The 22442-nt window shown below is 41.5% G+C and carries 15 protein-coding genes; 10 read left to right on the forward strand and 5 right to left on the reverse strand.

The features are described 5' to 3' along the window. Nucleotides 1–6: 6 nt before the first annotated feature. From Q4597_RS12665 to Q4597_RS12680, 4 genes are all read right to left on the reverse strand, one after another. A complete protein-coding gene (locus Q4597_RS12665; RefSeq protein WP_303406469.1) occupies nucleotides 7–891 on the reverse strand; it encodes a hypothetical protein in 885 nt (294 codons plus the stop codon). A gap of 150 nt (nucleotides 892–1041) precedes the next feature. Continuing rightward, nucleotides 1042–6417: a hypothetical protein gene (locus tag Q4597_RS12670; protein ID WP_303406470.1), complete on the reverse strand. Its 5376-nt coding sequence runs from the start codon at nucleotides 6415–6417 to the stop codon at nucleotides 1042–1044. A gap of 449 nt (nucleotides 6418–6866) precedes the next feature. Further along, complete coding sequence (locus tag Q4597_RS12675) at nucleotides 6867–8018, reverse strand: gliding motility-associated C-terminal domain-containing protein (RefSeq protein ID WP_303406471.1); 1152 nt, start codon at nucleotides 8016–8018, stop codon at nucleotides 6867–6869. 33 nt (nucleotides 8019–8051) lie between these two features. Further along, complete coding sequence (locus tag Q4597_RS12680; RefSeq protein ID WP_303406472.1) at nucleotides 8052–11966, reverse strand: hypothetical protein; 3915 nt, start codon at nucleotides 11964–11966, stop codon at nucleotides 8052–8054. Nucleotides 11967–12297: 331 nt separating this feature from the next. Here Q4597_RS12680 and Q4597_RS12685 point away from each other — a divergent pair, with 331 nt between their 5' ends. From Q4597_RS12685 to Q4597_RS12715, 7 genes are all read left to right on the forward strand, one after another. Then, nucleotides 12298–13047 (forward strand): hypothetical protein, encoded by a 750-nt coding sequence (locus tag Q4597_RS12685; RefSeq protein WP_303406473.1) that lies wholly within the window; start codon nucleotides 12298–12300, stop codon nucleotides 13045–13047. Beyond that, entirely contained in the window at nucleotides 13034–13816 is a 783-nt protein-coding gene (locus Q4597_RS12690) for a carboxypeptidase-like regulatory domain-containing protein (RefSeq protein ID WP_303406474.1), read from the forward strand. Before Q4597_RS12685 ends, Q4597_RS12690 begins: the two co-directional genes overlap by 14 nt. Nucleotides 13817–13873: 57 nt before the next feature. Next, on the forward strand, nucleotides 13874–14704 hold the full coding sequence (locus Q4597_RS12695) for a carboxypeptidase-like regulatory domain-containing protein (protein WP_303406475.1): 831 nt from the start codon (nucleotides 13874–13876) through the stop codon (nucleotides 14702–14704). A 49-nt stretch (nucleotides 14705–14753) separates the two neighbouring features. Next, nucleotides 14754–15260 (forward strand): DUF6702 family protein, encoded by a 507-nt coding sequence (locus Q4597_RS12700; RefSeq protein WP_303406476.1) that lies wholly within the window; start codon nucleotides 14754–14756, stop codon nucleotides 15258–15260. Between the two features lie 60 nt (nucleotides 15261–15320). After that, the gene (locus Q4597_RS12705) at nucleotides 15321–17633 is read left to right on the forward strand and encodes a M1 family metallopeptidase (RefSeq protein WP_303406477.1); all 2313 of its coding nucleotides are present in this window, start codon (nucleotides 15321–15323) and stop codon (nucleotides 17631–17633) included. An 83-nt stretch (nucleotides 17634–17716) separates the two neighbouring features. Further along, complete coding sequence (locus Q4597_RS12710; RefSeq protein WP_215441970.1) at nucleotides 17717–18055, forward strand: twin-arginine translocase TatA/TatE family subunit; 339 nt, start codon at nucleotides 17717–17719, stop codon at nucleotides 18053–18055. Between the two features lie 2 nt (nucleotides 18056–18057). Beyond that, nucleotides 18058–18630 carry a phosphatase PAP2 family protein gene (locus Q4597_RS12715; protein ID WP_289061843.1) on the forward strand — a complete coding sequence of 191 codons (573 nt, stop codon included), beginning with the start codon at nucleotides 18058–18060 and terminating at the stop codon, nucleotides 18628–18630. Here Q4597_RS12715 and Q4597_RS12720 read toward each other — a convergent pair. Further along, the gene (locus Q4597_RS12720) at nucleotides 18596–19237 is read right to left on the reverse strand and encodes an O-methyltransferase (protein ID WP_303406478.1); all 642 of its coding nucleotides are present in this window, start codon (nucleotides 19235–19237) and stop codon (nucleotides 18596–18598) included. The genes Q4597_RS12715 and Q4597_RS12720 overlap by 35 nt on opposite strands. A gap of 67 nt (nucleotides 19238–19304) precedes the next feature. Here Q4597_RS12720 and Q4597_RS12725 point away from each other — a divergent pair, with 67 nt between their 5' ends. The 3 genes from Q4597_RS12725 to Q4597_RS12735 all read left to right on the forward strand — a co-directional run bounded on the left by Q4597_RS12725 (nucleotide 19305) and on the right by Q4597_RS12735 (nucleotide 22347). Beyond that, the gene (locus Q4597_RS12725) at nucleotides 19305–19772 is read left to right on the forward strand and encodes a GNAT family N-acetyltransferase (protein WP_303406479.1); all 468 of its coding nucleotides are present in this window, start codon (nucleotides 19305–19307) and stop codon (nucleotides 19770–19772) included. Nucleotides 19773–19828: 56 nt separating this feature from the next. Further along, nucleotides 19829–21100, forward strand: coding sequence for a kynureninase (gene kynU, locus Q4597_RS12730; protein WP_303406480.1), 1272 nt, complete (start codon nucleotides 19829–19831; stop codon nucleotides 21098–21100). Nucleotides 21101–21294: 194 nt separating this feature from the next. Then, nucleotides 21295–22347: a M12 family metallopeptidase gene (locus Q4597_RS12735; RefSeq protein ID WP_303406481.1), complete on the forward strand. Its 1053-nt coding sequence runs from the start codon at nucleotides 21295–21297 to the stop codon at nucleotides 22345–22347. Nucleotides 22348–22442 lie beyond the last annotated feature (95 nt).

Raw genomic sequence — 22442 nt, forward strand, 5'->3', positions numbered from 1 at the left:
ATTCAATTACTTTCTCCAAGCTATTTCAATTAATGTTTCTGGGTACTCTACGGCAATTCCGTTACAATACGCCTGTAAAAACTCACCTTCGTTAAAATCAACGTTTAAAGTTGCATCTTGGTTGCCATCGGCAGCGGTAATTACAAGGGCCGTTATAGGAATAGCCCCATCATTTTTTCTAATTTCCAGAGTCCATGTGTTAGCGGCATTGGTTTGTGCCGAAATTCCGGTTATTGTACCATTTCTAAGCATACGCCACCCGGTATTATCTGAACTTGCGCCATTAAACTGTCTTAAGTACGTATTTGTGGTTGTGGCACTGTTCATACCCCACCCGATCATGGTTCGGTCAATACTTAGCCATTTCATTCTAATAGCATCATAGGTGTAAAGGATTCCATCATCACCCATAAAAATTTGACCGCTTTCGGTCCCGGTAGGGGTAGAGGCACTAGGCTGAATTCTAAGTGGCACTGCTGTACTTTCTATATCAAGCTGGGCACTGGGAGTAGTGTTGTTGATACCAATGTTACCCGTTGCTCCTATCCTTATTCTTTCTGAATTATCTGTTTTTATTAAAAAATCCTGAAGGTCTGTAGTACCCAAAAAGTGGGTTGCGGTATTTGAGCCCGTATTTCCGGTAGCACCCCAAAAATCAATAGAATTGGTATCTATTGATGGTATTTTTTTAAATCCCGAAGCCGTGTTCAAATACATTTTCTCTTCATCGGTATTGTACAAAAGAGAGCCTACCACTGGGTTTATTCCAGCATTCATTTCTAATGTTGTTGCATTGGTAAGTCCCAATAAATAGTTGCCATCTACCTGTGCAATGGTTTCTGCCGAAGCAAGAGTAACGATTGCCGCGGTCATTACTATAATTTTGTTCATGTGCGGTTGTTTTTTGAATGATGGAAATGCTTGGGGGAAGAAACCAATGGCTGAAATTGCAGCTTTCGGGTAGCTAGGTTCCGCTGCGAATAGGAAGCAATAGAAACTAGTAGGTCGGTCTTTACGTAGATTTTATTAATTTTCATAGGACTATAAATCTAAAACGGTAAACATAAATTCGGAATCAAATCGAGCTCGGTCCGTTCCTCCATTGTCATTATCACCAATGATTACTTCAAACGTCCGGACGGTCTGGTTACTGTACGATATACCTGGGTCATCATTTCCAGCACCATCTCTTCCCGGTTGGCTCAATTGAATGATATAATCAGAATCTAAAGTGATACCTATAGGTAACGTAATAAGATAATGGCCTAACCCTGCAAGTTTTGTTACAATAATATTAGGAGTGGATTTAACAATGGCACCCGTTGCAGAAACTTTTCCAAAAGCTTTGATAGGACTGGCGTAAAAAACACCGGAATCTGAACCTGCGGTTATGCTGTTTCCGGCATCGGCGCTAATACTGGCATTTCCTGTTGAAGTTGCCGGGTCTACCCATTCCGTACCTGTTGCGGTTGCGGATAGAACTTGTCCAGCGGTTCCAGGAGAATCGTTTTCATCTAACACAGGACCATTTAGCTCTAAAGTTTCATTTATAGTAACAGTAGTTTTGTTAGATACTTCATCAATATGTAAAGCCTCAATACTTCCAACGGTAAACCCTATTTCATCTGCAGCCGGACTGTACATACCCGTATTTGTGTCATCCGAAAATCGGTAGGAAGGTTCATTGGCATTTCCATCTGAATTAAGTAGCCCCTGTGACCGGATGGCACCGGTAACCTGAAGTTTGTTGTCTGGCTCATTTGTTCCAATACCCAATCGGTTGTTAGTATCATTCCAGAATAATTGGGAATTATTTTCGGTAGGATTGCCACTCGCATCCGCGAAAAATAGAGAACCTTGTGTCCCGGAAATAGAGGGTAGGGTTACGGTATTTCCGCCTGTTCCAGATATACTTAAATCATTTCCTGAAATGGATAAAGTTTGAATTTCGTTTGTTTCGCTTAAATCGTTATCGGCAGAATTGTGAGCAGTTATGGCAGCGGCATTCGCAGCTATAGCTGTGTCTGCATCCGTTTCGTTTTGGTCCACGTCGTTTTGTACGGCAAGTATGGCGGCGTCAGCATCGGCTTCATTCTGGTCTACGTCGTTCTGTACTGCGGTGATATCCGCGGATTCTTCCAGAGCGGAAAGGTCTACGGTTACGGAAGAAGTTCCTTCATCGATTTTTAGTATGCTGGAAGCATCAATCGAAGCTCCTGTAATATCGTCATCTGCGGTGGCGGCGATCTGTCCGTCCACATAGGTCTTTACGGCAAGTTCCGTAGGGAACTTGGTATTGGTGGCATCGGCTAGTGTTACGTCATCGGATTTGTTCGCGGAATCTTCTTTTAAGGCGATGGCAGCATCTGCGTCAGTTTCGTTCTGGTCCACGTCGTTTTGAACTGTGAGAATAGCAGCATCTGCGTCAGCCTCGTTTTGGTCAACATCAGATTGAACTGCTGCGATAGCGTTGTCTGCATCTGCTTCATTCTGGTCCACGTCATTTTGTACGGCAAGTATCGCAGTATCTGCATCGGTTTCGTTCTGGTCAACGTCATTTTGCACGGCAAGTATGGCGGCGTCAGCATCGGCTTCATTTTGGTCAACATCGTTCTGTACTGCTATTATATCGGCAGATTCCTCTAAAGCGGAAAGGTCTACGGTTACGGAAGAAGTGCCTTCGTCGATTTTCAAGACACTGGAAACATCGATTGAAGCCCCTGTAATATCGTCATCTGCGGTAGCGGTGATTTGTCCGTCCACATAGGTCTTCACGGCCAGTTCGGTCGGGAACTTGGTGTTTGTGGCATCGGCAAGTGTTACGTCATCGGATTTGTTCGCGGAATCTTCCTTTAAGGCGATGGCAGCATCTGCGTCAGCTTCATTTTGATTTACATCGTTTTGTACGGCAAGTATCGCGGCGTCAGCATCAGCCTCGTTTTGGTCTACATCGTTTTGAACTGCGAGAATAGTTGCATCGGCGTCTGCTTCGTTCTGGTCAACGTCATTTTGTACGGCAAATATGGCCGCATCTGCATCTGCCTCGTTTTGGTCGACGTCGTTTTGAACTGCGAGTATTGCTGCGTCTGCGTCTGCCTCGTTTTGGTCGACCTCGTTCTGTACTGCAGTGATATCTGCGGATTCTTCCAAAGCGGAAAGGTCCACTGTTACGGAAGAAGTCCCTTCGTCGATTTTCAAGACACTGGAAGCATCGATTGAAGCACCTGTTATATCGTCATCTGCAGTGGCTGCAATTTGCCCGTCCACATAGGTCTTTACTGCGAGTTCCGTTGGAAACTTGGTGTTTGTTGCATCGGCCAATGTAACGTCATCGGATTTGTTCGCGGAATCTTCCTTTAATGCGATGGCAGCATCGGCGTCAGCTTCATTTTGATTTACATCATTTTGCACGGCAAGAATAGCCGCGTCTGCATCGGCCTCGTTCTGGTCGACGTCGTTTTGAACTGCGAGTATTGCTGCGTCAGCATCGGCTTCGTTCTGGTCTACGTCGCTTTGCACAGCAAGTATGGCCGCATCTGCATCGGCTTCGTTCTGGTCAACATCGTTTTGCACGGCAAGTATTGCGGCATCAGCGTCCGCTTCGTTCTGGTCCACGTCATTTTGTACGGCAAGTATTGCGGCATCAGCGTCCGCTTCGTTCTGGTCCACGTCATTTTGTACGGCAAGTATCGCAGCATCTGCATCGGCTTCGTTCTGGTCGACATCGTTCTGTACTGCTGTTATATCGGCAGATTCTTCCAAAGCGGAAAGGTCTACGGTTACGGAAGAAGTGCCTTCGTCGATTTTCAAGACACTGGAAGCATCGATCGAAGCTCCTGTAATATCATCATCTGCGGTGGCGGTAATTTGCCCGTCCACATAGGTCTTTACGGCGAGTTCCGTTGGGAACTTTGTATTTGTGGCATCGGCCAAGGTAACGTCATCCGATTTGTTCGCGGAATCTTCCTTTAAGGCGATTGCCGCATCGGCATCTGCTTCATTTTGATTGACATCGTTTTGCACGGCAAGTATTGCAGCGTCAGCATCAGCTTCGTTTTGGTCAACGTCATTTTGCACAGTAAGAATAGCCGCATCTGCGTCTGCTTCGTTCTGGTCGACATCGTTTTGTACGGCAAGTATCGCTGCATCAGCATCGGCTTCGTTCTGGTCTACGTCGCTTTGCACAGCAAGTATGGCCGCATCTGCATCGGCTTCGTTCTGGTCAACATCGTTTTGCACGGCAAGTATTGCGGCATCAGCGTCCGCTTCGTTCTGGTCCACGTCATTTTGTACGGCAAGTATCGCAGCATCTGCATCGGCTTCGTTCTGGTCGACATCGTTCTGTACTGCAGTGATATCAGCGGATTCCTCTAAAGCTGAAAGGTCTACGGTTACGGAAGAAGTCCCTTCGTCGATTTTCAAGACACTGGAAGCATCGATTGAAGCTCCTGTTATATCGTCATCGGCGGTAGCGGCGATCTGTCCGTCCACATAGGTCTTTACGGCGAGTTCCGTTGGGAACTTTGTATTTGTGGCATCGGCTAGTGTTACGTCATCGGATTTGTTCGCGGAATCTTCCTTTAAGGCGATTGCCGCATCGGCATCAGTTTCGTTTTGGTCTACGTCGTTTTGAACGGCTAGAATAGCTGCATCAGCATCGGCTTCATTCTGGTCGACATCGTTCTGTACTGCAGTGATATCAGCGGATTCCTCTAAAGCTGAAAGGTCTACGGTTACGGAAGAAGTCCCTTCATCGATTTTTAAAATACTGGAAGCATCGATTGAAGCCCCTGTAATATCGTCATCTGCGGTTGCGGCTATTTGTCCGTCCACATAGGTCTTCACGGCCAGTTCCGTTGGGAACTTTGTATTTGTGGCATCGGCAAGGTTAACGTCATCGGATTTGTTCGCGGAATCTTCCTTTAAGGCGATTGCCGCATCGGCATCAGCCTCATTCTGATCCACGTCGTTTTGCACGGCAAGAATAGCTGCATCTGCGTCCGCTTCGTTTTGGTTTACGTCATTTTGTACTGCGAGTATCGCTGCATCTGCGTCCGCTTCGTTTTGATCAACATCGTTCTGTACTGCTGTGATATCTGCGGATTCTTCCAAAGCGGAAAGGTCTACGGTTACGGAAGAAGTCCCTTCGTCGATTTTCAAGACACTGGAAGCATCGATTGAAGCACCTGTTATATCGTCATCTGCAGTGGCTGCAATTTGCCCGTCCACATAGGTCTTTACGGCGAGTTCCGTTGGAAACTTGGTGTTTGTTGCATCGGCCAATGTAACGTCATCGGATTTGTTCGCGGTATCCTCTTTCAAGGCGATGGCAGCATCTGCATCCGCTTCATTTTGGTTTACATCGTTTTGAACTGCGAGTATTGCTGCGTCTGCATCCGCTTCGTTCTGGTCCACGTCGTTTTGTACGGCAAGTATGGCTGCATCTGCGTCCGCTTCGTTTTGGTCAACATCAGATTGAACCGCTGCGATGGCGTTGTCTGCGTCTGCTTCGTTCTGGTTTACATCGTTTTGAACTGCGAGTATTGCTGCATCTGCATCGGCTTCGTTTTGGTCTACGTCGTTTTGTACGGCAAGGATGGCTGAATCGGCATCCGCTTCGTTTTGATCAACATCAGATTGAACCGTTGCGATGGCGTTGTCTGCGTCTGCTTCGTTCTGGTCTACGTCATTTTGTACGGCAAGTATCGCTGCATCTGCATCCGCTTCGTTTTGATCCACATCATTTTGAACTGTGAGTATTGCTGCATCAGCATCCACTTCGTTTTGGTTTACATCGTTTTGAACTGCGAGTATTGCTGCGTCTGCATCCGCTTCGTTCTGGTCCACGTCGTTTTGCACGGCGGCAATATCAGCAGATTCCTCTAAAGCGGAAAGATCGGCACTGGTACTACTTCCATTTTCAATCTCAATTAATAAAGAGGAGGAAGTTTGGTCTAGTGTGGCACTCTCTAGGTTTTGGTTGTCCGTACCTATAAAATTTAGCGCACCGCTACCATTGGTAAAGGTGAAACTACCGTCTAGATTGTCCGTTAAATTGGCTTTTGAAAATGTAACGGGCGTTCCGGCTTCGTTGGTGTAGGTTACTGTGCCGTCATTATTGTCCAGTAAAGCGGTGACCGTTTCTCCTGCGGCTACATTAACACACAGGTTGGACCATGCGTTGTTTTTATACTGAAAAAGACAGTCTTCGTCCGTATTGAAAACCAGTGCGCCATTTAAAGGTGTAATTGCGCTCATTTGGGCATTGGTTACCCGAGTAACGACCAGCACGCGCGAGGCACTTTCCAACTCCATAAGAGAGGCCGCATCAATTTGATTGATGTTGTCTCCAATCTTGACCTGTGTGTAGGCTAACTGTGTTAAAAAGAGGAGAACGATTAGGGGAACGTTTTTCATCTTTATTTAAGATTTGTTTAACATTTTATTTTTTTGAATAAAATGCTGGGCGGTTAATGTTATATATTTCAATTATTCAATTCTAAAATCAATTATGATCAAACCCGTTGGTAGGTTGTAAAGGGAATTTCTTTGTTTAGGTATTACCTAAATGTTAGAGGTGATAAGGGTTTAATCATTTTATTAAAAAAAAGAATGCACTATGGAATCTGGCTTGTATTTGGTAAGACCAATTCGTAAAACCGTTTTCTCTTATAGGCAGGGAAATTTCAATTTTTATGTAAAATTATACCCTGATCGACGAACTGCACAGAATTTGTTGTGAAGTCAAGGGAAAGTGTAGTGAAGAAAGAAGAATAAGTTGTAGGTATATTCTGTCAACCTAACTGGGTAGTATAAAAGATCGATGAACGGTAAAAAAAGAGACCATTTTAGGTCTCTTTTTGTAATTAATCGTTCGCCAAATATAAAAATCCTTGAAACTCAAGGTCCAAATCTTCTAGGGTAACAATGTAAAAATAGACACCCGAAGGAAGGCCTTTACCTCTTGTTACCACAAAATTATTTTGTGTAGAAAGTCCGTTAAACTCATTGGTGTAGTTTGCTTTTTCAAATACTTTGAGTCCCTCACGGTTAAAAATCTGCATAAAGTTGTTAGGGGAGAGGGCCAATTCCGGAATTTCCAAGAAATCGTTTATGCCATCTCCGTTGGGCGAAACAAAATAGTTTTCCAAGTCTAGATAATCCCTTGGTTCACCCATTGCCGCAAAAGTAAGTACTTCATACTCGTCCGGAATAAATGAACCGGAAGCTACCACACCTTCATTTAGGTTTCCGGCAGGTGCGGGACCGCCAAGACTTACCCATTGGTTGGCAGATTTGCTGTAACCTACAATTACAATTTCGTTTACGTCATTGGTCAAAAGGCCCATGTTGCTGCGTTCGTTCCAAGATAGTTGAATGGAAGAAGCTACAGAGCCTTCCAGATGCCAAAATTCAACCGTACTAATATCACCTATTTCTACGGCTTTATTGTTCGTGTTGAATGCGCGTGGCAGTACACTTGGGCTATTAGGGTCTTCTATATAGTAGGCACAACGTGCCACGTTATTAATACCTTCTGAATTTAAGATAAGCGGACGCAACTGTTGAAAATCACCAACGGGAAAAATAAAGTTCTGCTGGTTATTAACACTTACATAGCCGTCTACCTTACTAATATCGCTCTGGCCGTTGGGAAAGGCATCTGCCAAAAAGTTAAGGGTTATGGAAGGTTGTACGCGATCGGTAATAATATCTCCGGTAACAAAATTGGCATTGTTCAAGACATTTAGAGAGGTCTGCACTACGGTACCACCGCCAGTTACGAACTCAACATCATACAAGGTTGCGGGCAGGCTTCCGCTAATGGTACGGAGGTTGTCTCCATAAAAACCTACCAAACCCAAATTCTCGTCAAAACTACCGTCATTGACCAGATTGGTGTGTAAACCCATGACACCGCCATCGTGAATACGAAGGTTGCCGGTATTGTACAAAGCCGATTGTGCTTGTATGCCCGTTGCCAGAATAAGTGCCGCTATGTAAAGATGTTTCTTCATGTTCAATGCAGATTGCGCTTTATTGGCTCGGTTTTATTTGTTTAGAAGTGCTTTAATTTCTTCTATATCATTTTTCATGGACTTTAATTCTTTGGCCATGGCTTCTTTTTCTGCTTTAAGTTTTTTGATTTCCTTTTCCTGTTCTATGGTGTGAAGGAAAAGTTCCTCTATTTTTTCTAGATGTACAGTATTAGCATTGCTTAGGTTATATGAGCCTTCATTTTTAATTTGTTCAGCTGATAAAATTCCAGGTAAGTGATTGTTCTTTTTAACAAAAATTTCGATTTCCTCTAAACTTCTAAAACTATAAGAACTTTTTAAGTTTGAATAACCATTAAAGTATTTTTCGAATACATAGTCAGGGTGAACTTGTGTAGCTGCTACCCAAACTCCTCCGTCTACTTGAAGATCACCTGCTATATGTAATTTTCTTGTGGGAGTATCGGTTCCTATACCTACGTTTTGTGCATCATCAATTCTAAGAACTTCTACGCCTCCTGTTGAAAAACCTAAATTATCTTCAGAAGCCCTGAACATTCCTGTATCATTGTCATCATTGGTGTAAAAACCATAACCAGGGCCACCGGCATCCCCTCCTGTAGCATTGAAACCTTCTCTACTTCTAATAGAGCCACGTACATCTAATTGATCTTGTGGTTCTCCAGGTAAGGCACCAATTCCAATTTTTCCACCATTGGTAGCGAATTGTAAATTAGAACCATTTAAATCATATATTCTTTTTTGACCTAAAGTTTGAGTTAAATCAGATTTTGCGAAATTTTGAGCATCGGCCCAAACAACATCGGTGCCGTTTGTTGTTAATATTTGACCGTCCGTTCCTTGTGAAATTTTATCAGGAGTAACATTGTCGTTGGCAATACTATTTGTAACCACAGCTCCTGCTGCAATATCTGCCGTTTTTACTTCACCATTTAGTATTTTTAAAGAAGTAATAGCATCAGTTGCTATAACCGTTGCCGTAGTTGAGCCAGTAACATCACCTGCTAAAGCGTTTACACTAAATTCATTAGTTCCGCTTAAAGTAAGTCCAGTACCCGCGGTATAGGCTGTAGATCCGCCATTGTCTGTTCCAATAGTCCATGTTGTATTATCATTATCCCATTTTAGAACTTGTCCGTTGGCCGTTGCGCCCATTGGACTAAGATCTTCAATAGCAATTGTATTAGGTGCTATTTTAGCTGATGTAACAGCATTAGCATTAATATTTTCTTCAAAGACAGCGTTGACAGCTAACTCATCGGTTCCAATTACATCATTGGCAATAACTGTAGCCGTAGTTGGTCCGGTTACTTCTCCAGCTAAATTGTCCACAGCAAAAGTTGTTCCTGTAAGCGTTATACCAGCTCCACCAGTATAGGTTGTAGAAGCGGCATCATCCGTTCCTATTTTCCATACTAGATTATCTTGATCCCATTTTAAAACCTCTCCATTAGCTGTTGCTCCCATATTACTAAGGTCTTCCAGAGCTATTGTGCCATTTGTGATTTTTGCAGAGTTAATACTCGCATCCTTAACTTGTAATGCATCCGAAATTATTTCTATTGTAGTATCATCAACACCAATATTATAACCCTTACCATCAGTCTGGACTACTAAGGCATCATTTGCATCAGCATCAGTAATGGAAAGTTCACCTGGATCTTCCCAAGAAACGGCTCCAGCCCCATTAGAGGTCAATACCTGATTTGCATCTCCACGGTCTCCAGCAATTTCGATACCATTATAAAGGACGATGTCTTTATTGCTTCGTATACTAAAGCTTTTATCGGTTAAAGTCGGGTTTGTTGAAGTTGTAATGATATTTTGTAAGAAATGAAAATCGCCTACCCCCCATGCTCCGGTTCTTTCGTAGGATAGGGCACCTTTACCGTGGGCATTATCTAAATCTACTGAAAATAGTAATCCAACAGATGAATTGTTAGAATTTTGATTTGTTCTATTTTGGATTTCTAATGGGTAAGAAAGTTTACCGTTAAGTTGTTCAGCTACATGTACTTTAGCTTTAGTACTCATCACTCCACCGTCCAGACCTATTCCAAGTGCTCCAAAATTACCGCCATTTTCTTCTCTGGCATTTGGATCCCAGAAAAATTCATTTCCAGCATCTGTTGGAGAGCCATCTACGTCATCTCCAAAAAATATAGCGTTCTCAGTACCAAAATGGCTGGAGCCATTTGATACAATCCAAGAAGTTGTAGCGGTATCCCACTTTAGTATTTGACCGTCTGCTGTGGCTCCCATATCACTTAAATCCGTAAGACCTATAGTTGCATCTAATATTTTATCTGTGTCAATGGCATCATCTTCAACGGTAAGAACTCCTGCATTATCAATTGTAGCATCACCACTTAGGGTAACGGCTTGTGCCACTCCTGTGGCATCACCTACAAGAATATCCCCATCTGCCAATGTATTATTAGCGGTAATTTCGTCATCTACATATTTCTTGGTGGCCGCATCCTGATCTAAAGTTGGGTCAGAAAGGTCTGCAATTTTAAGATTTCCAGCGCTAGCACCCGTTGTTAAAACTTGACTCAAATTTTGAGCAGTTCCTGCTGTACCCAAGGCTGTATTAATCCCGGCTAAATGAGCCTCAACATCTTGTGTAGCCGCAGTATAGTTAGTAGCTGTAAGTGCTACTGGTACTTCGCCCGCATTTTGGTCGTCCGTACTTCCTCCGGTTAAAGCAGCATCTATTCCGGCCAAATGAGCTTCTACATCTGCTGTAGCTGCCGTATAATTTACTGGAATGGCTGCAACTGGCACCTGTGCGGCATTTTGAGTAGTACCGGTTCCACCACCATCTAAATCGTCTAGATTGATTACGCCGTTAAAACCTCCGCCAGTACCTGTAAATGTAAGATTGTTATCCGCTGGGGTATATACCACATTTGAGATAACCCCATCTGCTGTGCCACCTCCACCGGCCAAAGAACTTAAGTCTACGGTGGTATTGGTTCCTGCTTCTGTAATAACCAATTCGTTAGCGGCATTTAAAACAGCACCTGTTATCAATTCATTGGTTATGCTGCCATCAACTTCGTTTGCGGCATTTATAACATATGGTGTTGCTGCCGTACCGTTACCGGTTATAGTTATGTTATTACCTTGGTTTATATTAGTGTCCGATCCATCTGCAGTGGGAATAGTAACCGCATTACCATTGGTTATGGACAATAGATTTCCAGAAATGGAAAGGGTCTGTATTTCGTTAGTATTGCTTTTATCACCATCTGCAGCAATAGCAGCTGTATTTGCGGCAATGCCGTCCTCCAAAGAAGTAGCATCAAAGAAAGCGCCACTATCACTACCTAGACTAATGGAATTGTCCGCATCACCACTTACTACGTTGGCACCGGTAATAAAACCGGCATCGTTATTAAAAAAGCTTAACGGAAGGCTATCGCGATCAATGGCGTAAGGGCCAACCGCGTTTTGTGCAATTCTAGCTTTATCTACGGCATTTGGCGCTAATTTTCCCCGTCCAATCGATCCGTTTTGTATGTCTACCCCGTTAATTCCCCCGTTCAATATTTGATCGCTGGTAATACTATTGGGAGCTATTTCAAAATTGTTACCACCCGCTGTAGGGGTAATAACAATAGTACTTTCTGAATTTACAATGGGCGTTGCCGTGAGGGCACCACCATCTGCGCCTTCGCACATACTGATCCATGCCGCACCATCATAATAATACACACAATCTGCAGTAGTATTGTAAACCAAAGCCCCACGGTTGGGAACAATGGTTGTCATTTGCAAAGAGTCTACTCTTGTAATGACCAAAACCTTGTCCGAACTTTCTAGTTCCAGAATGGAAGCGGGATCAATTGTTTGAGGGTTATCACCTATTTTTACTTGTGCTTGTGCAAAACTGATGAGGAAAAAACCGACAAAAAATAACGGTATCGAGATGCGCTTTTGCATAAAGTTTAAAATTTAAGGTATTAGGGTGAACAAAAATAAAATTATCTTGGTACTTAACTAATTTAACAAGACAAACTACAGGTTCATCTGGCTAAAAGGATTGCACGTACTGGTTACCTGATAGTTATGATGTAAAAATTTCTGTACATACGAATTAACAAAAGTTTAGCCGCCATGGTTTTTTTAAGACCAAAACATGTACTTTCTTTATCCACATAATTTATCTTACGGGTAACTCTAATATAGTACGAAAGTACTCCTTATAAAGTTGCCCTGAAATTGATTTAATAAAAAACCATATCCCTAACGAGGACATTTATAAAACAACCAAATGAAGATTATCCCTACTCTAATATGTGTACTTTTTTCTTTTATAGTAGTGAATGCGCAAGATGATGACCGTTCCTTGCTGCGCGGTACGGTGTTGTACCGGAATATAAGTGTACCTAACGAGAACGTTATAAATATTACTACGGAAAGTGCGGTAATTTCCAATGAAAAGGGACAGTTTGCCATACGGGTAAAAGCGGGCGATGAATTGGCGTTTACGGCAGTAAACTACCAACTGGAAGTGGTTAAAATTACAGATGAAATTATAGAAAACGGTCGTTTGGTGGTTGAAGTAAACGAAAAGGTTACCGAATTGGACGAGGTTGTGGTAAGCCCAGAGAACGAGGAGAAGTTTATACAGTTGCAAAATGAGGAATTTAAGAAGGTAGAGTATGATATTGATCGTTCTTCGGAAGTAGAAAATATAGCTTTAAGTCAGTCTGAAAGGGGTATGAAGGATGGTGCCAATTTTGTGAATATTTTTAAAGCTCTGGCCAAAGCCGGTAAAAAAGAGGATGCAGAGGAGCGCCCGCGTATGAAAATGAGCCAAGTGCTTCGTCAGGTGTATGATGATGAGTTTTTTGTGACCGATCTTAAACTGTCTCAAGATGCTATTGATGATTTTTTGCAATATGTAGACACGCATGAGCCAGAATACCAATTGTTGCTAAAGAAGAACGAGTTTGAATTGATCGATTTTCTGGTGAACAAAAGCAAGGCTTATCGAAAACAATTGAATGAAGAGAAGTAAATTTCTTTTTCTAATTTCTTTTTTACTCTTGACACGTTTATGTGCTCAAGATTTATTTTCTGATGAAATTCAAGGTCGTGTTTATAGTAAAGATGGGGATGTAGCTGCCACCCACGTTTTAAATTCCACTACAAAAAAGGCTACTATTACGGATATTGACGGGTTTTTTAATATTGCCGCAAAGCTTAACGATACGCTTGTATTCTCTGCGGTACAGTACAAACGCAAGGAAATTGTGGTAACCCTGAGTCTCTTGGAGAGTAAACTTCTTATGATTCCTTTAGAAGAAGCTCTAACGGAGCTGGATGAGGTTATAGTTATGCCGTATAGTCTTTCGGGAAACATAGCCAGTGATCTAAATACTTTAAAAACAGAGCCTGTAGTTACGGCTTCAACTTTAGGATTGCCAAATGCCTATGTAAAGCCCATAAGCAAGGCCGAACGTGAATTTCAGGCCGCAACGGCAAACCCGTATATGAGTTTGGACCCGCTGATCAATATGGTTACAGGCCGAAAAAAAATGTTGAAAGCCCGCGTTAAACGAAATGCGAAATATGAGAGAACGCAAAGAGTCAGGGGGTTTTATGCAGATTCACTCTATACAACAAAATTGAAAATCCCTCTGGAGAAGATTGATGAATTTATGTATTTCTGTGAGATAGACTCTTCTTTTCAGCAAATTGTAGACTCTCATGACCGGCTGCGTATTTGGGCTTTTATGAAAAGGAAAAGTGTTGTGTACCGTGAGAATTATGAGGGAGAGGAATAAGTGATGTAGGTAATAAAAAGCAATTTTCAGTGTGGAAGATTGCTAAAAGCATATCCTATGAAACCATTGCAAAAATTAGTTTTTGTGAGTGTCATGACTGTGGTGGCAAACACATCATGCGCCCAAGAAACTATATCCTTAAACGGACGCGTTTTTAGCGAGAACGAAGAAGTTATGGCCACCCATGTGTTAAATACGTCTTCAAATAAGGCTACCATTACAGACGCCGATGGTTTTTTTGATATAGATGTTCAACTTAATGACACTTTGGTTTTCTCGGCAATCCAATTCAAACGAAAAGAAGTGGTGGTAACCAAATCCATTTTAGAGAGCAGGTTGCTGGTTGTACCGTTGCAACAGGTGTTGAATCAATTAGAGGAGGTGGTGGTAATGCCCTATAATTTAACGGGAGATATGAGTAGGGATTTAAATAGAATTCCTGTTGGTTCGATCATAACATCTCAATCGTTGGGTTTGGAAAACAAGAAGGGACGACTAAGGCCAAAAGGTGTAGGTGAAAAACTTCGAATAAATAAATACTTAGATTTAGTTACGGGCTATGATACCGTCACTTTAAAGCCAAAGTTTCGGCTAGATTTAAAAATTGTTAGACTATCGGAAGATATATCTGGAAGAACCAAGGAATTAAAGAGGTACGCAACTCTGGAAAATGAGAATAAGCAGTTAGAAGAGATACGATTGTTTTTTACGGACTTTGTTTTTATAGAGACCCTTAAAATTCCGGAACACCAAATACCTGACTTTTTGAACTATTGTATGGTTGATGCGGATTTTAAGGAATTGGCAAACGCAAATGAGATGTCCGCTCTGTATGAGTTGTTAGAAACCAAAGGGCAATTGTATAGAAAAAACAACAACCTAGACTAGTACTATTTTGGCATAACATTTGCCTATTTTTGTAGTAGAAAATGAGATTATGAATTCTTTTAAACAACTATTGGTGGTATTGGTGCTACCTCTACTGGCCTTTACTGCTGCCCATAAGTTTTACGTTAGCGTAACCAATGTAAATTATTCGGAAAAGGACAAGGCATTACAGATTACGTCCCGCGTTTTTATTGATGATTTAGAGAAGTTGTTGTTAGAACGATATGACTTTAAAGCCCAGTTGGCAACCGATGAAGAGTCTGTCTTGGCAGATGAATATTTAGAAAAATATTTGAGGTCCAAATTTGTGGTGCAGGTTAATGGTAGCAATGCTTCTTACACATATATTGGAAAAAAATATGATGCGGACGTGGTCATATTTTATCTGGAAGTCCCCAATGTGGATTTAGCCACCTTAAAATCCGTTCAAATAGAAAATGAAGTTTTGACAGATTTGTTCGAAGAACAGCAGAATGTTGTTCATTTAAAAATAGATGGAGACAAAAAAAGCTTTGTTTTAGTCAAATCTCGTACTAAAGGAATGTTAAAATTATAACATTTAGGTAACTATTCCTTAAAATATTATATTTTCCCACGCTTAAAACCACAGACACAAATGAATAGATTAAAGTACGGTCTAGCTACGTTACTTTTTGTATTTGCCAACATTTTAATGGCACAGAAAGGGGTTAATGCAGACAAAGAACCCGGTCATTACAATCAGAATAAGTTTAAACAGTTGTACGAGGAGTTTGCGACTCCCAACAACTATCGTTCCGCTTCGGGAGCTCCGGGCCCGGATTATTATCAGCAACAAGCCGATTACAAAATGGATATTGAGCTAGATGATAAAAATGCCAAAATCTACGGTACGGAAACTATTACCTACACCAATAATTCTCCAGACCATCTAGAATACCTTTGGTTGCAGTTGGATCAAAACGTACGGGCAAAAACGTCAAAGTCGCCCTTACGGAACGGTGACGGTGTACCTATGGCCGAACAAGCCAGTGCTTTTGCACAAAAATATATGACAGAAACTTTTGACGGCGGGTTTAACATAGCGTACGTAAAGGACGCTAACGGAAAACCGTTAAAATATACCATCAACCAGACCATGATGCGTATAGATATTCCACAGCCATTAAAAAGTAAAGAACAAATTTCATTCTCTATCAAATGGGATTACAATATCCCAAACCATACTATAAACCGTGCTCGTTCTGGGTATGAATATTTTGAGAAAGACGGAAACCGAGCTTATGTTATAGCTCAGTTCTTTCCTAGAATGGCGGTATATAGTGATGTAGAAGGATGGCAGAACCATCAGTTCTGGGGTAGTGGCGAGTTTGCCCTTACCTTTGGGGACTATGATGTGAACATTACGGTACCTGCCGATCACGTTTTGGATGCTACGGGAACACTTCAGAATAGAAAGGAAGTTTTTTCAAAGGAAATGATGAAGCGTTATGAAAAGGCAAAGAAATCGTATGATAAACCGGTACTTATCGTAACCCAAGAAGAAGCAGAGGAAGCAGAAAAAGGGTTTTCGGAAAAGAAAAAGACCTGGAAGTTTAGAGCGGAGAACGTAAGGGATTACGGTTTTGCCACCTCTAGAAAGTTTATTTGGGATATGCAGGCCGTAAAGGTGGGCAACAAAGATGTTATGGCGGTTTCGTTATATCCAAAAGAAGGAAACCCATTGTGGGAAGAGTATTCTACCAAGGCCGTGGCGCATACCTTAAAATCGTACTCATCACACACATTTGATTATCCTTATCCAAAAGCAATTTCGGTACATGCCAAGCAACAAGGTATGGAGTACCCTATGATTTGCTGGAACTATGGGCGTCCCAATGAAGATGGTACATATTCGGACCGTGTGAAGTACGGGATGATCAGCGTAATTATTCATGAGGTAGGACACAACTTTTTTCCTATGATCGTAAATTCCGATGAACGCCAATGGGGTTGGATGGATGAAGGTCTAGATACGTTCATGCAGTTTATGGCCGAGCAAGAATTTGGGGAAAAATACCCTGAAGCCATAGCGCCTAATGACAAGTACCCGTCAAGAAGGGGAGATCCTTCTAAAATTGTTCCGTACATGGCAGGTGATCAGAGTACCATTGCACCTATTATGTCCAACCCGGAAAATGTGTACCAGTTAGGTCCAAATGCTTATGGAAAACCGGCTACCGCTTTAAATATTCTTCGTGAGACCGTAATGGGCAGAGAGCTTTTTGATCATGCTTTTAAGACATATTCGCACCGTTGGATGTTCAAGCACCCAACTCCAGAGGACTTTTTTAGAACTATGGAAGACGCTTCTGCCGTAGATTTGGATTGGTACTGGAGAGGATGGTTCTATACAACTGATTTTGTAGATATTGGCGTAAAAGGCATTAAGAAGTACTATGTTACGGATAAGCCTACCAAAAAAATGCAAGAGTACATGGCGGCAAGGGGTATCTCTGAGGCCGATTTACCACCTTTGGTTTACATGGCAGAGGAAGGTAGTGAAGAAATTGACCCTAACATAAAAGGAAAAATGCCATCGGAAAACTCAAAATCGCTTAAGGAGTTTATGATGGATAATTTAACTGCCGAAGAAAGAGCGGCTGTTAAAGAGCCTAAGTATTTTTATGAGGTTACTTATGATAAACCGGGCGGAATACCTATGCCTTTAATTGTTGAGTATACGTATGCGGACGGGACTACTAAGAATATTACCTACCCACCGGAAATCTGGCGCAAGAACGATAAAGAGGTGAGCGTAGTGATATCTTCGCAGACAGAACTTACCGGTGTTGTTGTTGATCCAAAGGCAGAAACGGCAGATATAGATACCTCTAACAATGCATGGCCTAAGAAAGAAGAGAAATCTGATTTTGATAAGATGAAAGAAAACGCTGTTAAAGGCAAATAAATTTTTGTTAATATCACAAAAAGACCTGCTAGGTTTTCGTAACCTAGCAGGTCTTTCTATGTAAACTTCATTATATTTGTGATATGTATTCATTGCACTTTTTATTCATTAGCGGAGGCGAAATATTCTTTATCATGTTCATCGTGGTCATGGTTTTTGGCGCCGATAAGATTCCTGGCATAGCCAAAGGGCTGGGCAAGGGCATGCGTCAATTAAAGGACGCTACGGAAGATATTAAACAAGAAATTCAGAAAAGCGCCGATAAACAGGGGATAGACACCAGTTTTATAACCGACATCAAAAAGGATATTGATGAGGTTAAGGATAATATTACTTCAGGAATCGGTACCGACATCAAAAAAGGAGTAAGCGACGTTAAGAAGAGCGTTGATGATGTTACGGGAACTATCAAAAGAAGTTAGATTTGCTGGATCGTATTCTAGAATGGGACAGGGAAACTTTTATCTACCTGAACAATTTAGGCATTGAAGAGTATGATCAATTTTGGCTTATTGTAACCCAGTTTAGTACTTGGATTCCTTTATTTGCTTTATTCTTCATTCTTATTTTTATAAAATATCCAAAAAAGGAAGCAATTTATGTGGTGCTCACTATAGTTGCAATGATTTTTTTTGTGACCACCCTTACTGATTTAACCAAAGAAGTAGTAGCCAGATTACGGCCTAATAATGACGAAACTATGAATACATTGATTCGTATTCTTAAACCTTCCTCCAGTTATAGTTTCTTTTCCGGACATTCGTCTAGTTCTTTTTCGGCTACCACTATCGTGGTGCTGTTTCTAAGGAACCGCTTTAAATGGTGTTGGCTGTTTTATATTTGGCCATTATTATTTGTATTCAGCCGTATATTTGTAGGCGTGCACTTTCCTACGGATATTATAGTGGGTTCTACCGTTGGTGTTCTTTCCGCACTGTTCTTTTATAATCTATATGTTAGGTTTATAGCACCCTACTTAGGGTTAAGCCATCCCTAATAGGAAGTAGAACGGTTTCTACGCGAGGGTCTTCTTTTAACTTTTTGTTGAAGTCCAACAGAATAGGGGTTACCTTATCTTTTTTGTCCACAGCTTCAACTACTTTTCCGGACCATAATACATTGTCGGATAGGATAACGCTGCCGGGTCGGGTCTTTTTCATGACCAGCTCAAAATAATCGGGATAATCTTCTTTTTCGGCATCAATAAAAACAAGGTCAAAGGTAGTTTCTAATTGCGGTATAATATTTTTGGCATCCCCAATATGTTGTATAATCTGGTCTTTGTAGGCACTCCGTGAAAAATAACGCTCTTGTATCTCCTGTAGCTCCTCGTTGATATCTATAGTATGTAAATGGCCATCTTTCTGCATGCCCTCTGCCAGACATAACGCAGAATATCCCGTATAGGTGCCAATTTCTAGAATGTTCTTCGGGTAGATTATTTTGGATAATACGCTTAGAACCCTACCTTGAAAATGTCCGGTAAGCATACGTGGGCGAACTACTTTAAGATGTGTCTCCCTGGTGAGCTCTTGAAGTAATTGAGGTTCGTTTTCTGAATGGTTTTGAATATAATCCTCTAAATCCGCAGATAAGAAATGCATGCCTGAAATTTCTGCAAATATATAGTATTTTAGAACTTCAGAACCGTAGCCTATAACCGTAAATACTATGAGTGAATTTATAACACGAAGTGCCTCATTGGAAGATTTGGAAACATTGCTTGAATTTGAGCAAGGAATCATTGCTTTTGAAAGGCCGTATGACCCAACCTTAAAGAAGGACCCGATCAGTTATTATGATTTGGGGGAATTGATAAAAAGTAATGAATCCCAGGTGGTAGTTATTGAATTCAATAGGCGTTTGGTAGCATCTGGCTATGCTAAAATCAGACCGGCCAAACCGTACCTTAATCATGAAACCTATAGTTATTTGGGGTTTATGTACACGCATCCGGATTTTAGGGGGAAGGGGCTCAATAAAAAGGTGGTGAAAGCCTTGCGAGATTGGTCCATTTCAAATGGTATTACAGAAATACGCCTTACCGTTTATGATGAAAATGATGCAGCTATTAAAGCCTATGAAAAAGCAGGTTTTAAAAAGCATATTATTGAGATGCGAATTGTTGATTTAAAGTAGCCCTGCAATAGCTTTAATATCCCTTCTGAAATTGTATTTTTGAAAAAAAGACCTTTATGACATTCGAGAACACCTTAGCGTTTGCCCAAAAGTTGGATTCTGAAGATAAATTACGAAGCTATCGCGATGAATTTTATTTTCCTAAAGTAAATGGAAAACAGGTTATCTATTTTACGGGAAACTCCCTTGGATTACAGCCTAAGCGTACCAAAAAGTTTGTAGATGAGGTCATGACCGACTGGAAAGAGCTTGCCGTAGAAGGTCACTTTCACTCAGATAAACCATGGTGGGATTATCACGAGCAGTTAGCGGCACCACTGGCCAAGGTAGTGGGGGCAAAAACAGAGGAAGTATCCGTAATGAACACCCTAACGGTAAACCTTCATCTTTTGATGGTTACTTTCTATAGACCTACGAGCAAACGTTATAAGATTCTTTGTGAGGAAAAAGCATTTCCGTCAGATCAGTATATGCTGCAAAGTCAGGTAAGAAATCATGGGTTAGACCCCAATGATGCTTTGGTAGAGGTAAAGAAAAGGGATGGTGAGCATTTCTGGCGTACCGAAGATGTTCTTCAAAAGATAGAAGAGTTGGGAGATGAGTTGGCATTGGTTCTTATTGGGGGCGTAAATTATTACAACGGTCAGGTTTTTGATATGGAAACTATTACCAAGGCGGGTAAGGCCGTAGGTGCCAATGTAGGTTGGGATTTGGCCCATGGTGCCGGAAATATAGAATTAAAACTACATGATTGGGATGCGGATTTTGCCGCGTGGTGTAGCTATAAATATATGAATAGCGGACCCGGAAATGCTTCCGGTGTATTTATCCATGAGCGTTATTTGAATAAAAAAGACATACCCAGGTTTGAGGGATGGTGGGGAACCAAAAAGGAAACCCGATTTTTAATGAAACCGGAATTTGAACCCATGGCAAATGCCGATGCTTGGCAGTTGAGCAATCCTCCGGTACTATCCGTAGCACCATATTTGGCTTCTTTGGAGATGTTCGAAGAAGTGGGTATGGATGCCTTACTAGAGAAAAGAGATCGCATTGTGGCGTATTTGGAGTTTGTTCTTCATGAAATAGATGCCGAAATAGACGGAACCACTTTTGAGATTATAACTCCAGAGGATAGAGGTACCCAATTATCCGTTTTTCTTCACGGACAGGGCAAACCACTTTTTGATTATTTAATGGATAACGGAGTCATTACGGATTGGCGGGAGCCTAATGTTATTCGCTTGGCACCAGCTCCTTTTTATTGTTCGTATGAAGATATGTACCGCTTTGGTCAGATTTTAAAAGAAGGCATCAAGACGTTGTAATTTCTATATTCTTTCCATAGACTTTTTTACCCCATTTTTAAGGGGATAGGAGCGATTTTTAGGTATTTCAAACTTTTTAATTAGTGTATTTCATCGATAATATTGACCATTCATCGGCTATTATGGTGGTTCATCTCGTACGTATAAAGTAAGTTTTGGCCCCAAAATTTAAAATGAACACTAAATTGAAAAATATGAAAAACAAAACGTTCCCTACTCGTCTTATGCTTTTATTGGCAGTAAGTACATTGGTAATAGCCTCCTGTTCCAATGATACCACTGAGCTTGATGCCGAAACTTCTGTAGCTCCCAAAGCAGAAGTTCCGGTTGATCAAGATGCTGAATTTATTACAAAATACTTTATGGGCGATACCGTACAGGTACAACTAGAAGAGGATGGCACCTATAGCTTGGCAGGTACGGACACACGCTTGTTCGAGGAGCAACTGGCAGATTCCCCTGACAGCTATAATCCTAATCCTGTTCCCGGAGAAGAATTGTCCGGATTGGCGTTGGCGGGCGGCATTAGAAAATGGCCGGATAATACGGTGTATTATGTAATTAACGGTTTAAGTTCTAGCGTGCGCAGTGAGTTGCAAAAGTCTTTTGACGAATGGTCCAATAAAACCAACGTTAGGTTTAAAGAACGTACCAATCAATCTAATTACGTTACCATATCTTCTTCAGGTTCCAATAGTAATTCAGGGGTGGCAACTTTAGGAATGTACAATTCTCGTGGTTATATTAGATTAGGGACTCGTGCTACGGCCGTTGTTATCATACATGAACTGGGGCATACCTTGGGTTATATTCATGAACAGAACAGGGCAGATAGGGATGACCATATTATAATCCGTACGGAAAATATTCAATCCAATGCTCAGGACCAGTTCTACAAAAGTACTTCCGCAACCTTCCTTACCGGTTCTTTTGATGTAAATTCAATAATGATGTATGGTAGCTACACATTCAGTAAAAACGGACAGCCTACTATAACGGACCTGAACGGAAATACGCTGCCACAAAGACAAGCACGTTTGTCTACTTTGGATATTCAAGGAACCAATGCTGCTTACCCTTCTTCGGGCGGTGGTGGCGGTAATCCGCAACCAGAGGAAGACCTATGCGATACTACTGCTAATTACTCCTCAAGTAAAAGCTATAGGGTAGGGGATTATGTGCTTTATTACGGTCGTTTGTACCAACGGGACTATACACGCTGGAATTATATTAAACGATGTAGCTAAAACCAAATATGGGCCAGAAACGAACTCAAAGACCATCTATGGAAGATGGTCTTTTTTTGATTTATAGGTTGGCGTTTTTAAAGTACCTTAGATGT

Source organism: Zobellia sp. 1_MG-2023 (genome assembly GCF_030549125.1).
Lineage (GTDB): Bacteria > Bacteroidota > Bacteroidia > Flavobacteriales > Flavobacteriaceae > Zobellia > Zobellia russellii.